Origin of the sequence: Burkholderia sp. L27(2015) (assembly GCF_009765705.1) — a bacterium.
Lineage (GTDB): Bacteria > Pseudomonadota > Gammaproteobacteria > Burkholderiales > Burkholderiaceae > LMUX01.
Genome location: NZ_LMUX01000009.1, coordinates 21,410 through 35,113, shown reverse-complemented (window position 1 = coordinate 35,113; position 13,704 = coordinate 21,410). Strand labels below are relative to the sequence as shown.

The 13,704-nt window shown below is 59.5% G+C and carries 9 protein-coding genes and 1 pseudogene; 5 read left to right on the top strand and 5 right to left on the bottom strand.

What is annotated here, in order from left to right:
* Nucleotides 1-21 precede the first annotated feature (21 nt).
* The 4 genes from GSQ77_RS04940 to GSQ77_RS04925 all read right to left on the bottom strand — a co-directional run bounded on the left by GSQ77_RS04940 (nt 22) and on the right by GSQ77_RS04925 (nt 6,030).
* Nucleotides 22-2,505: a polysaccharide biosynthesis tyrosine autokinase gene (locus GSQ77_RS04940; protein WP_158899653.1), complete on the bottom strand. Its 2,484-nt coding sequence runs from the start codon at nt 2,503-2,505 to the stop codon at nt 22-24.
* Between the two features lie 58 nt (nt 2,506-2,563).
* Nucleotides 2,564-3,715 (bottom strand): polysaccharide biosynthesis/export family protein, encoded by a 1,152-nt coding sequence (locus GSQ77_RS04935; RefSeq protein WP_158899651.1) that lies wholly within the window; start codon nt 3,713-3,715, stop codon nt 2,564-2,566.
* An 82-nt stretch (nt 3,716-3,797) separates the two neighbouring features.
* On the bottom strand, nt 3,798-5,177 hold the full coding sequence (locus tag GSQ77_RS04930; protein WP_158899649.1) for an undecaprenyl-phosphate glucose phosphotransferase: 1,380 nt from the start codon (nt 5,175-5,177) through the stop codon (nt 3,798-3,800).
* Nucleotides 5,178-5,199: 22 nt separating this feature from the next.
* The gene (locus GSQ77_RS04925; protein ID WP_158899647.1) at nt 5,200-6,030 is read right to left on the bottom strand and encodes a Crp/Fnr family transcriptional regulator; all 831 of its coding nucleotides are present in this window, start codon (nt 6,028-6,030) and stop codon (nt 5,200-5,202) included.
* 558 nt (nt 6,031-6,588) lie between these two features.
* Between GSQ77_RS04925 and GSQ77_RS04920 the strand changes: the two genes are divergently transcribed.
* Both GSQ77_RS04920 and GSQ77_RS04915 read left to right on the top strand, forming a co-directional pair.
* A complete protein-coding gene (locus GSQ77_RS04920; protein WP_158899645.1) occupies nt 6,589-7,254 on the top strand; it encodes a GNAT family N-acetyltransferase in 666 nt (221 codons plus the stop codon).
* Nucleotides 7,251-8,777, top strand: a complete 1,527-nt coding sequence (locus GSQ77_RS04915) for a mannose-1-phosphate guanylyltransferase/mannose-6-phosphate isomerase (protein WP_158899643.1) — start codon at nt 7,251-7,253, stop codon at nt 8,775-8,777. Before GSQ77_RS04920 ends, GSQ77_RS04915 begins: the two co-directional genes overlap by 4 nt.
* Nucleotides 8,778-8,809: 32 nt before the next feature.
* On the opposite strand, the gene GSQ77_RS04910 is transcribed toward GSQ77_RS04915, so the two are convergent.
* Nucleotides 8,810-10,315 carry a sigma-54 dependent transcriptional regulator gene (locus GSQ77_RS04910; RefSeq protein ID WP_174246390.1) on the bottom strand — a complete coding sequence of 502 codons (1,506 nt, stop codon included), beginning with the start codon at nt 10,313-10,315 and terminating at the stop codon, nt 8,810-8,812.
* 802 nt (nt 10,316-11,117) lie between these two features.
* Here GSQ77_RS04910 and GSQ77_RS04905 point away from each other — a divergent pair.
* The 3 genes and pseudogenes from GSQ77_RS04905 to GSQ77_RS29900 form a co-directional block, all read left to right on the top strand.
* Nucleotides 11,118-11,816, top strand: a complete 699-nt coding sequence (locus GSQ77_RS04905) for a phosphatase PAP2 family protein (RefSeq protein ID WP_158899639.1) — start codon at nt 11,118-11,120, stop codon at nt 11,814-11,816.
* Between the two features lie 146 nt (nt 11,817-11,962).
* Nucleotides 11,963-13,153 (top strand): glycosyltransferase family 4 protein, encoded by a 1,191-nt coding sequence (locus GSQ77_RS04900; RefSeq protein ID WP_158899637.1) that lies wholly within the window; start codon nt 11,963-11,965, stop codon nt 13,151-13,153.
* A gap of 119 nt (nt 13,154-13,272) precedes the next feature.
* Nucleotides 13,273-13,704 (top strand): annotated as a pseudogene (locus tag GSQ77_RS29900) (phosphatase PAP2 family protein); the annotation flags it as partial.

Genomic DNA, 13,704 nt, shown 5'->3' with positions numbered 1-13,704 from the left:
ATACCGCTGCGGTTCCCAGTTTTAAGCGGCGCTCGCAGCGTCGACACGCGGTTCGTACACGTAGCGGGTATTGAGATCATGGCCATACGGTCCCGCTCCCTGCCGCGTCGGCATCGCATTGAAAACCGCACCGACCAGGTGGGCTCCCGTGCGGTCCAGCCCTTTCACGGTGTCTTCCACTTGCTTCTTGCTCTGCATGTCGGAGCCGAGCACGAGCAGGGTCGCTCCCGCCTGCGGTGTGACAATGGCAGCATCGGTGACCGGCAGGAACGGCGGCGTGTCCACGATCACCATGTCGAACTGTGCATCGAACTCACTCAGTAGTTGGCTGAACGTGCGCGTCATCAACAATTCGGAAGGGTTGGCCGGGTAGGCGCCGCAGGCCATGAACGACAGGTTCGCGATACCGACCGAGCGGATCGCGCTGCGCACTGGCAGGCTGCCGCGTAGCACGTCGGCGAGGCCTCCCGCATTGAACTGCCTGAAGAAAGACGCGAGACGACCACAACGCATGTCGGCATCGATGAGCAATACGCGCGCTCCTGTCTGTGCCTGCAACACGGCCAAATTGGCCGCGATAAAACTCTTGCCGGTTGCCGCAGTCGGCCCCGTGAACGCGACGATCTTGTTGGGCGCATGAACCATCTCGAAGCGCAACGCGGTACGTACGCGGCGCAACGACTCCATCGCTGCATCATGCGGAAAACTGCGGGCGAGCAGGCGATGCGCGCTAGGCGGTAGCGACGCGGTGAGATTCATCGTCTTGGCAACCCCGATGCGGGCACCCCAGCCGGGGCGCATCGGCACTTCGTCGCTGGCGCTGTCGGTTCCGCCCGGGTTCCCGCCCGGGTTCCCGCTCGGGTTTGCGCTCCGACTGCCGCTCTGGCTCCTGCTTTGAATTCCGCTTTGATTCCCGCTTTGATTCCATTCAACGCGGCTTTCCGGCTGCGTCGACCGCAGCGGCTCCGCCGACATCTCAAGGCCCGCTTGAGCACGGCTGAAGCCCAGAGCGCCGAACAGCGGCACGCTCAAGTATTGCTCGATGTACATCGGGTCTGTCACTCTTCCGAACACTTGGTAGCGCACAAACACATACGCGATTGCGAGGAGCAACCCAAGTCCGATCCCACCGCCGATCACCAGGATCCGGTTCGGTTTGATCGGCAGCGACGGACGCACCGCCTGATCGACGATATGCGCGTTCCCGGTCGTGCCGGCGCGTCGCACCGATAGCTCCTCGGCCTTGTTCACCATCGACGTGTAAATCGCTTCCGCGACTTTCGCTCGACGCGTAAGATCGGCATTCTCTCGCTCCGACGCCGGCATGCTGCTGAAGCGCGCGTCGAATTTCTGCTTGTAGGCATTGAGCTGCCCCAGTTGCTGGTCGACGTTGTGCACTTGAGTGCTATCGGGCGTGAAGTTCTGCAGCAGTTGGGTACGCTGGATTTGCAGCAAAGCGATCTGCCGCTGGAAATCGATACCGCCTTGCAGATACGATTGCGCTTCCGCCACAGGCTCCATCGATCCCGACGACGTCCGGAACTGAGTCAGATCGGTCTCGGCTTGCTGGAGATCGTTACGCAAGCGCGGCAACTCCTGCTGGATGAAAGCCAGCGTCTTGCCGTCGGTGCCTTGATGGCTTTCGATCGATGCCGCGATGTAGCTCTGCGCGATCGCATTGGCAACGCCGGTGGCAACCACGGGGTCGCGGTTGCTGAATGTGATGCGTACCACCCCGGTATCCTTGCCGTCGTCCGACACGGTCAGACCGCCCTGGAATCGGTGGATCGTATTGACCTCGTTGGAACCGCTCACGTCGAAGCGGGTGCCAGGCCGTGCGACCAGACCCTGCACCAGCATCGACACGCCATTGCCTTGAGCGGGCTGCCCGACTGTGCCGCTGAGTAAAAGACGGCCAGCCGCGTCGAATAACTGATAGTGGCCGTTGTCCAGCGCTTTCAAATCGAGTTTCTTGTCTTCCAGTTGCGCCGGTACCGTGAGCGACGCGACATCGATCTGTTCACCGCCCCACGCATACGAATCGAGGTCGATGCCCAACCCCGGGTCAAGACGCAGGCTGGGCCAAATCGGCACCCCCGGCTTGGCGAACAACTTGGTCAGGGCGCCTAGCACCGGCACCGCGTGGGGCACGGCGAGCACGCCGAACTTGTACTGTTGGATTACCGGCTCGATCACCGAGCGGCTTTGCATGATCGCGATTTCCGCCTGGGTTGGAGGCTGCACCGCCTGGGTCAATATTTGACCCTGCGGGGCCACGCCAAACGCATTGGGTTCGGGCGGATCGACACGGACCAGCACATCGGACGAGTAAATCGGCGTGGCCAGAAACGCGTACGCGACCGCCAATGCCGCAATACACGCGGCAATCCCGAGCACCTGCCCGATGTGGGCGCGCATCAGACGCACGATATCCCCGGCACTGGGCTGTCGTTCCCCCGCTGTGACCACACGGGGGAAAGCCGGACTCATAGGAGAAGTATTCAAATTGATGTACCTCGCAGATCGATTGCCGAAGAAGAACCCGCCATGTTGAGCGGCCGGTTCACGGTCGGAGAGAATTGAGCAGATACAGGCTTTCCGCAGTCGGCAGCAACTGGTCCAACGCGCGGTTGAAGTGAGCCATACCCGAGGTTCCGACATAAACGACATCCAGTGGCTGCAACTGGAACTGCGTCGCCAGCATGATGGCGTCGACCTGGGACATGTCCAGCCGGTACAGCGATGGCTTGGTCGGATCGGCCGCCGAGCGCCGGATCACCAGTATTTGGCGGGGATTGGCGCTACCCGTGTCGATACTGCCGGCGTTCGCAATCGCATCGGCCAGCGTAAGGCGGCCCTTGTTCATGAATAGGCTTTGCGGCTTGAGGATCTCACCCAGTACGAATACGCGGGTCTGGGTATGATCGGGAACGTTGAGGATGTCGCCGTTTTGCAGCACCACGTTCTGATCCACTGCGCCCTTGTCGAGCGCGGCCTGTATATCGAGCAACGTGGTCTTGCCGCCGCGCGTAAGCTGCACGCGCTGCAAATCGGCATCGGCCAGTGCGCCGCCCGAACGCGCGATGGCATCGACCACCTTCAGAGGTGCATCGGTGATCGGCATCGAACCGGGATCTTTCAGATCCCCGGTCACTTGTATTTGCTGGCTACGGTATTGCAGCACGTGGACTTCCAACTGCGGATTGACCACGGTGCGCGACAAGCTCCGGGCCAGCATCGCACCAATTTCCGCCGTAGTCTTGCCCGCGACCTGCACGCGTCCCAGTGATGGGAAGAAGATCGTGCCGTCGGTGCCGACCCGTTGACCGCCGGGTGCAATTTCCTGGCCCCCGGCGTTGCCGGACACCGCGCTGCCCGCGCTCGGCAGTGCGGCCGTAGCGGCGCCCCCCGCCGTGAGTTCGGGGTGATTCCAAATGGAGATGCCCACGATATCGTCAATGCCCACGTGATAGTCGCTATCACGCGCAGCCGTGGAGATCACCGGCGGTGTGGGCCGCCGCGTTTGGTCGTGCAACTGAGTGGCGATCAGTTCCGGGGTGATCAAGGTCACGGGGTAGACCTCGGTACTCGTCTTCGCACTCAAGTCGTCGTGCATGCGCGATGCATCCAGATGCGGCCCCGGCGCGAGCGTGCAGCCCGCGAACGCGGCAAGGGATAAACATACGCATAGGCTTGTCGCGGTTCTGATAGGCATAGTCGCTTTTTCCTTGGAATGGCCAATGCTGCGCTCGGCATACCGATGCCGAGCGCGCTGGCCTTCGTGATGTCTGGTCGGCTCAGAACGCGTTTCGTCCGCCAAAGCCCTTGAAGATGGTGATGAAGATAATTTTTATGTCGAACCAGAAACTCCAGTTCTGGATATAGAACAAATCGAACTTGACGCGAGCCTCCATTTTTTCGACTTTGCGTGTTTCGCCGCGATAGCCGTTGACTTGCGCCCACCCCGTGATGCCGGGTTTGATCCGGTAGCGGTACATGTAGCCGTCCACCAGATCCTTGTACAAATTGTCATGCTCGATCGCGTGTGGACGCGGCCCCACCACCGACATCTGACCCAGCAACACATTGACGAACTGCGGCAACTCGTCGAGGCTGGTACGGCGCAGGAATGCGCCGATTCGGGTTATCCGGCGGTCGTGGCGAGAGGCCTGGGCAAGTTCGCCCGGCTTGTCCGCATGAAGTTTCATGGTGCGGAATTTGAAAATAGAAAACTGGCGGCCGTCGACGCCTTTGCGCTTCTGCATGAACAGCACGGGCCCCGGCGACGACAGCTTGACGAGCAGGCTAAGCACCAGCAGCAAAGGCAGCATCGGGATCAGCACCAGCGCGGCGAAGACCCGGTCGAACACCAGCTTGGGCCACAGTTCCGGCTCGCTGATCGGGCTGGCCGTCAGGTTGATGGCCGGCATGCCCACGACTTCCGCAACGCTTTGCGTAAACAGCGATACGCTGCGCACATCGGGCAAGAAGCGCAGATCGACGAAATCGTGACGGAACTCGCGCACGAACCGCTGGATCGTGTGCTCTTCCGACAGCGGCAACGCCAGCCAGATCTCGTCGATGTTTCGACGCCGCACTCGTGTCACCAATTCGTCGAACCGGTTCATCACTTCGAGGCCGCACACTCGGTGCCCTTCTGCGGCGCTTTCATCGAACAGGCAGCGGGGGCGAAAACCCGCTTGAGCCGCGCTGTGGATTTGGTTCAGGACCATGCGGCTATAGCTTTCCGGCCCGACGATAACGATAGCCTTCTCGTTGATGCCCCTGCTGCGCAATTTGCGCAAGGTGAAAAGCACGAGCGCTTTCTCCATGATCAGAAATGCCCCGGCAATCAGCGTGGCCAAACCGAGCCACAAGCGCGAAATGGCATCGGTGCGATGCAGTGTGAAAGCGAACAGCAAACCGATTGCGGTCACCACGCACCATGCGCCCAGCACACGCCAAAGCAATTGCGAAACTGGCATGCCACGCCATGACCTGTAAAGGCCGAAGCCAGGGAACAGCAGCAAGACCAGCGTGCAGTAAAACGCAATCATCAGTTGCTCCGTGTCGGCCAGATAGACACCCGCACCGAAACGAAGCCTGTGAGCAAGAAGCGCAGCGGCCGCCACCAGCGCGACGTCCAATACCCTCGCGGAAATTCCCAGTTTCAACATCGTGCGTTCTCCGTCGATATGCCTACCAAGTCAGCGCGCGCGCCGGCGCATGCAAGCCCTTGGACGAAATGACCGCGCGCCCGGTGTCACGGATGCGTGTGGATTTTTCTTCGGCGCGCGCTGGCAACAGGCGCTGGAACTCGCCCTTGATGATGCTGTAGCACTCGCAGGTACGGTCTTCCAGACCGTCACGATCTGTTATCGTTATGCGGCCGCGATGGCGAAGAATGAGTCCCGCAGACTCGAGTTTCCCGGCCGCTTCGGTTACCCCCTCACGGCGCACACCCAATCTGTCCGCAATCATCTGCTGCGTCGTCACCAGTTCGGTCACCTCTGCGCCGGCCTGCATACGGTCTTGCGCCGAGAGTAACCAACGACATAGCTGCTCATCGACGGAGTGACGCCGATTACAAAGCGCGCTTTGCGCGATCTGCGTCATCAGCGCCTGGATATACAGCAGCATTAGGCTATTGATGGCGTCCGAGCGTGCGAATTCGCTTTTGAAATGGTGCGCGTCTACTGCGTATCCGTATCCTTGCGTGGAAACTTCGATACGGCTTGGCATTGCATGACCACCGGTCAGAACGGGTACGCCGGCGACACCTTCACGACTGATCGCGGAGACCTCCACGCTAGCGCCGTCTTCCATCAAGCAGCGCAGCGACAACACCGCTGTCGTCGGGAAGTACAACGCTTTGATCGGTTCACCCGCATCGGAAAGCAACTGCCCCGCTTGCAAGTGCACAAGACGAAGATGGGGAGCAAGCCGGCGAAGCTCCGTCGGTGGCAACGCACCCAATAGATGGTTGTGGTGCAGCTCCGCTGGTACGTTCAATCTTGATACGTTCGACATTTTTGCTACCCCCTGTTATCCGGCTCCCGCAAAGCGACCGCTCGGTGTTGCAACGAGCCTTGTACCCGACGCGTTGCTCGATGAGACCTTATGCATAGAGCGACATCCGTGCCACGGCTGCGCATCCCCTGTGTTGAAAGGGTTACGCCTTGATGCGCGAAATGCGGCGCACCTCTTAGCAAAAACGTTGCGGATATGAATCGTTGTGGGACCGAGCGCTTATCGCACTACGAAATCGAAGTGGTGACTCGCACCGTCCGGGAGGCAATAGGCCTTGTGATACCTACTGATTGGCGATTCGTGATGCGGCATCTAGCGACGTGGATGGCGCCGCGTAAAACCGGATTCGCAGCCGGTGAGGGCGTGAAAATGTCGCATCAGCGAGACCTGCCGATGAGCGAGTGCGCGATGCATGGATGCATGCGTCACTGCTCCATGACGAGAGCGAACAGTAGCGACGGCCGCTCTCGCGCCGAAAAAATATTAAAGAAACCGACATGCTGTTGCCTATGAGTTCGGTTTCGAACCGATCCTCGCCATCGGTACGCGTAAGGTGCAATGGTCAATGCGCGCCGGGCGTTGGTCTACTGCGCACCGGCTAATAAAACGGCGAACGTAATGCCAGCTTTAGAGGAACCGGTCATGAATTGGAAATGCAGTGATTTCGAACATCTCTCGGCCAAAGAGTTGTATTCAATACTACGAGAGCGCAGCACCGTTTTCATTGTCGAATATGCGCACATTCATCTGGACATCGACGACAAAGACGAGACAGCGCTGCACGTCTTTCTTCTTGAATCAGGTCATGAAGCCGCGAACATGCGGCCGCAGATCGGCGCCTACGCGCGTCTGCTGCCCGGCGATGAATTGGACCCGGAAGTGATCATCGACAAACTGCTGACGAACCCGACGCGACGCGACGACGACACGCACGAGCAGTTGGTGACTCATGCGCTGGCAGCCGCCCAGATGGCGTGGCCGGGCCGTCCAGTTCACGTCAGCGTTCCAACGCAGCAAGAAAGTTTTTACGAAGCGTTTGACTTTCACAAGACCGTGGGGCCCTTTCTGGAGCACGGCATGCCTTATCTCAGCATGGCATGGAACCCTCCCGACATCGAGCACGATGCTGCGCACGCTGGGTCGGTCTTGCAGTTCAGGCGCGCTTCCCCAGAGGTAACGGAAGCGGCGGCGGAACTGCCCCATCCTTTTGGAGCGACGCTATGAAGATAGTCCACGAAAACGTCCACGCACTGACCACGGAACACACTGCTACTGAGCACCTCGATATCGCGCTGCAACCGGTGATTCTGGCCGGCGGCGCCGGCACCCGTTTGTGGCCGCTGTCGCGCGAACAGTACCCCAAACAGTTACTCGGCTTGCTGGCCGACGAGACTCTGCTGGAGGCTACCGCTTGCCGCCTGGACGGTCTATCTCACGCGACTCCGGTGAACGAGCGCGTAATCCTGGTGTGCGGCGAAAACCATCGCTTCATGAGCGCGGAACAATTGCGGCGCGTCGGCAAACCGGCGCAGATCATTCTCGAACCGAGTCCGCGCAACACCGCGCCAGCGCTTACCGCCGCAGCACTTGAAACACTAGCGGTCGGCCACGATGCGATCATGGTGGTGATGCCCGCCGATCATGCGGTACCGGACACGAACAGTTTCAAGGCGGCCGTGCTGTGCGCCGCCGGCTACGCTGCACACGGCGCTATCGTCACGCTCGGTGTGGTGCCGAGACGCGCCGAAATCGGGTATGGCTATATCAAGGTCGGCGCACCGTTCGACACGAACGGCGGCCACAGAATCGAGCGCTTTGTCGAAAAACCTCATCAGGAACTTGCGCAACGTTATTTGCAATCGGGCGAGTACTGGTGGAACAGCGGCATTTTTGTAGTCCGCGCATCCGTATGGCTGGCGGCGATAGAGGCCTCTCGTCCCGAGATCTACGCGGCATGCAAGACCGCGTTTTCATCCGGCTCGCTCGACGGTCAATTCTTCCGACTCGATGCAGACGCATTCCAGGCTTGCCCCGACGATTCGATCGATTACGCCGTGATGGAAAACCTTTCCGCCAACGGTCCGTTCCCGGGCGTTGTGGTACCGCTGATCGCCGGCTGGTCCGATATCGGTTCGTGGGACGCCATCTGGGAGGCGGTGGCTAAAGATAACGACGGCAACGTGTCTCGCGGGCGTGTGATGTTCGAGGATACGACGTCGAGTTTCGCCCATTCCGAAGGGCGGCTGATCGCCTGCTTGGGCTTGCAGGATGTCGTGGTGGTCGAAACGGCGGATGCGATTCTGGTCGCCGATAAAAATCATATGCAAGGCGTGAAGACCGTCGTCGAGCGGCTCAGGGCTGAGCACGGCAGCGAAGTCAGTTGCCACCGCAAAGTGCATCGGCCGTGGGGCTCCTACGATTCCATCGATAGCGGCGAACGGTTTCAGGTCAAGCGCATCATCGTCAATCCAGGGACTAGCCTTTCTTTGCAGATGCACTATCATCGCGCCGAACACTGGATCGTGGTTCGCGGGACCGCCAAGGTGTCTTGTGGCGACGAGACCTTCCTGCTCACTGAAAACCAGTCGACCTACATTCCGCTGGGTACAACGCATCGACTCGAGAACCCAGGCAAGACGCTGCTCGAAATCATCGAAGTTCAATCCGGAAACTATCTGGGGGAAGACGACATCGTGCGCTTCGAGGATAACTACGGGCGAGTCCCGGCCGAACCGGCCGCGTCATAAGCTCGCGCGTCGCGCGGTTATTGGTCTACTACTCAGGCAGAGGGCGCCGGCTGCCGAATCAATGCGAGCGCTTCGCCATCGATCTCACGAGGGCTCAACGCGGGGCCCGGGTCGCGGCTGGAGTCGGAAGCCGATCCGTTCTGGCCGCTCGAAGCATCCGAGCTCTCTTCGGGCGACGCTTGTGCAGTTGTCGACTCCTGCGTGTCTGCGCGCAAACCATGACTTTGTATCAGCCGGTAGAGCGTGGCACGCGAGATCCCGAGCGCCTGGGCCGCCCGGTTGAGGCGATTTCGATGATGCAATAACGCGTCTTCGATGGCCTGACGTTCGGCCGCTTCGCGGGCGTCGATGAGGGTAACGACACCGGCGTCCACACAGTGTTCGAGTTCAAGGTCTGCGGGCGTCACGACACGTCCCTCGGTCATGACGATGGCACGCCTGACGCGATTGATCAGTTCGCGAACATTGCCCGGCCAATCATAACTATAGATCGCCCGAATCGCCGCCTCGGAAAAGCCGCGGATGCGCCGTGGGCTGTCGCCCCGAAAACGTTCGAGCATGTGGTGCGCAAGGATCTCGATGTCTTTGCCGCGCGCGCGCAAGGGCGGCTCGACCAGTCGCAACACGCAGAGCCGATGGTACAGGTCGGAGCGAAAAGTACCGTTGCGCACGGCCTCCTCAAGTTCAACGTGGGTTGCCGAAATGATGCGCACATCGACAGCGATAGTCTCGTGGGAGCCCAAGCGCTGGATCTTTCGCTCCTGAAGGAAGCGCAATAGACCGACCTGACTCTCGAGCGGCAGGTCGCCGATCTCGTCGAGAAACAGCGTGCCTCCATCTGCCGATTCGACGTGTCCGATTTTGCGTTGTTGTGCCCCCGTAAAGGCGCCGCGCTCGTAACCGAACAACTCGGACTGCAGCAGTTCGTGAGGAATCGCGCCGCAGTTGATGGCGACGAACGGCCCTTTGCTGCGGACCGACCGCTTATGGATGGCCGCTGCGGTCAACTCCTTACCGGTTCCGGATTCGCCGTAGACGAGCACCGGCGCATCCGTGTTGGCCACCTTTCCTATCGTTCGGAACAGGGTCTGCATCGCTTCGCAGGTTCCGATCATTTCAAGGTCCTCGACCGGCGCCGTTTCGGTGCCTGCCTTATCGACCGTGGTCATGCCGTGCGCATGGTCGACGGCATCGACGACACGGTCTGCAGAGCACGGCAACGCGACAAAATCGAAAAAATACAGCCGTATCATCCGTAGCGTCTGGCTCTGCTCCAACTGGGCCTCGGATACAGTGGTAACCCACCCTACACCAGGCACAGTGAACACGCTCTCATACGCGGAGATTTGGCGCGTCGTAAAACCGCTGTGGAAATCGAACAGTCCGACGATAGGCGCTTGTTTCGACAGCAGCCGTTGCGCCTCGCGCAGCGACCCGGTCGTCGAGACCGCCCAGCCTCTCTCAGTCAACAACGCCTGCAGAGCGGGGTCCGGCGTCCTCGACACGTATAGGAGGTGTCCTCCAGGTTGTTTGTTCATCGCGTGCATCCTTCATTGGGTGGTGCATTCGGTGTCTCCTGGGAACTCGACAAATTCGTACGACCTATATGAGAGAAGTGGGTCTGAAACGGAAATGCATTGTCGATTCGACGATATGTAATGGTCGGCAGTTGTTGATAGCGAACGGGGTTGTCCATCGGACAAGGATCAAATCAGGATCAAGGTCGAGGCCAGGATCGAGCGAGCGGCACAGCCTCGTTCTCGGGCTGGGCAACGCACGCGTCAAATAGGCGCATCACGAACTATTTCCGCTCCAAGGATCCTGTAAGCCGAGCGATCAATGGGTAGTCTTCTTGAGACCAGCAGTTCGAACCCCCTGTGCAGGGCAAGTTCCAAACGGATACACAATGAAACATAAAGCCTGATCCGACCCGACCCTACTGCGCTCGGGTCCTCAGATCGTTTGCCCGCCACGCTCTAGTGACGTTGAGCCCATGCCGATGTCCGGGAAAGTACGTAGAGATGTTCGGGCAAAACGCCCTGGACCGCAACTCATAAATTTCTATCGACATTTTATTAAGCACTCCGTCATAGATTATTTATTTTTCGCGTTCTGCCCCTACGGCGAAAATGATCGGTCATTTCGTTACCGAACAGACGGTTCAGATAGCTGACTTTCCCTACCATGAGACACATGACAGAAGAATGACAATTCGCGATTACAAAGCAGAAGGAATCGTGGATGTGTGCGCATGCGCCGCGCGTCGCTGTCGGCACGTTCGTCCATGCATTGAGGTGGGCGAGAACTCGATCGAAGAATCGCAGATACGGAGAACAATAAATGAACGCCTTCGATACACAGGTCATCGACTATCTGAGCCACATTACGTTTCAGTCGCCTCTCGTCCCACATATCGTCCTGGCAGTCGCCAACCACTATATCTTCAAAGGTTTGGTTCTGGTCGCCCTATTGTGGTGGGTGTGGTTCAAGCCCAGTGGGCAGCCTCGACGCAACCACGAAGTCGTCATCGTCACAATCGTGAGCGGCCTGCTTGCATTGATACTGGGCCGACTGATGGCTCACTATCTGCCGTTTAGGATCAGGCCGATGTACAACCCGGCATTTGAGGCGCTGTTTCCGTCCACCGCAGACGTAAAGGAACCGTTGTTGCGCACCTGGAGCTCATTCCCGAGCGATCACGCGATGTTGTGGTGCGCGGTCGCCACGGGCATTTTCGTGGCGTCGTGGCGTGTGGGCATCTACGCACTGCTGCACGCTGCGATACTGATTTGTCTGCCGCGTGTGTTTCTCGGCCTGCATTACGCAAGCGATGTGCTCGTGGGCGCGGCCCTCGGCGTCGGGATGGCCTGCGTGATGAATGTGCCGTATGTCCGAACGCGCGTCGCGGCACCCGTGTTGACCTTAGCGCGAGGATATCCGGGGGCCTTCTATGCGATGGCCTTTATCCTGAGCTTCGAACTCGCGATGCAGTTCGACGAGTTGCGTTCGCTAGTGCAGGGGTTGACGAAGGCCTTGTGAGGCGCGTTGAAAGCACATCGCGAAGCGCTGGCAGAGCTGTCATCGAGCGATGCAACGCGGTACGCAGTGACGATGGGTGGGAATACGAACAGAACTTCAAACGCATCCGGCGTACAACAGAAGGACTGTAATTTCGCGGGAGGCGTATGAAAGTTGCCATCGTCCATGACTGGTTGGTTGTCTATGGAGGAGCCGAACGGGTCCTCGAACAAATCATCGACTGTTTTCCCGAGGCCGACCTGTTTAGCCTGGTCGATTTCCTGGGCGAGCGCGAGTGTTTGCGCGGCAAGCCTGTTCATACCTCATTCATCCAGAAGCTGCCCTTTGCCAAGAAGCATTATCGGAACTACCTTCCGCTGATGCCTCTAGCCATCGAGCAATTGGATCTGTCGCGCTATGACCTCGTGATCTCGAGTTCGTATGCGGTCGCCAAAGGCGTACTCACCGGCCCGAGCCAACTGCACGTGAGCTACGTGCACTCGCCGATACGTTACGCATGGGACCTGCAGCACCAGTACCTGAAAGAATCGGGTCTGGACGCTGGCGTCAAGTCAATCGCCGCGCGCATGCTGCTGCACTATATTCGCAATTGGGACGCGCGGTCGGCCAACGGCGTGGATCACCTGATCGCCAATTCAGCCTTTGTCGGACGACGCATCGGCAAGGTGTACCGCCGCAACTCGACGGTCATGCACCCGCCTGTCGCCGTCGATAAGTTCAAGCTCATGGAGCGTAAGGAAGATTTTTACGTGACGGCGTCACGCTTGGTGCCGTACAAACGTATCGACCTAATCGTCCAAGCCTTTGCACAGACGCCAGAGCGTGAACTAGTCGTCATTGGCGACGGCCCAGAGATGAACAAGATTGCCGCTCTTGCGAGCCCTAACGTGCACATCCTCGGATATCAGCAGTTCGATGTGCTGCACGATCATCTCCAGCGTGCCAAGGCATTCGTGTTCGCCGCCGAAGAGGACTTCGGCATTTCCGTTGTCGAGGCGCAAGCCTGCGGCACACCAGTGATCGCGTATGGCCGCGGGGGCGCGCTGGAATCGGTACGCCTGCCCGGCAATACGCATCCCACAGGGCTGTTTTTCGACGAGCAGTCCGTCGAATCGTTGCACGATGCGCTCACTCGTTTCGAAGATTCGCCCGAGCAATTTACCGCTGCCGACTGTCGCATGAATGCCGAGAAATTTTCCGCGCCCCGTTTTCGCGCGGCCTTTGGGCGCCTCGTCAATACCTTGATCGAGCGCTCCAGTGCGCTAAGTGGCACGCAGAGGACTGGGGCAGAAAGGCCAGAAGAAAACCGCGAGGAAGCACTCAGGCTCGTTCGCTGATGGGTTCGCCGGTTTGTCGGCGGACGTTTCGTTGATACCGCCCGTGCCTCTCCCGATCGACATTGACGCGCGCAGTCTGCGCGCGTGACCCGGCAAACTCTCTGCAATCACTGGCGCTTATGAATTTTTGGAGACTACTCTCCGCTTTCGGGGATCCGTATCTCACGTTGCCACTGGCCGGCATCATCATGGTCTGGCTCGCGACGACGGGACGCCGACGCATCGCAGTCGCCTGGGCGACGTTCTTTTGCGTCGCCGCGCTTATCGTCGGCGTGACGAAGTTCGCCTATGCCGGCTGGGGACTCGAAATCAGCCCGTTGCATTTCACCGTGATCAGCGGCCACACGATGCTCTCGAGTGCGGTGTATCCGATGGCGTTTTACCTGTGCGCGCACAGCGCCGGTGAGCGTACCGCACGATGGGCCGCACGTGGCGGCCTGGGATTCGCCGTGCTGATCGGCGTCTCCCGGGTCATGGTAGGCGCGCACAGCACATCCGAGGTGGTGGTGGGGCTGCTGCTGGGGTCCGTGGTCAGCACGGTGCTTGTTCGT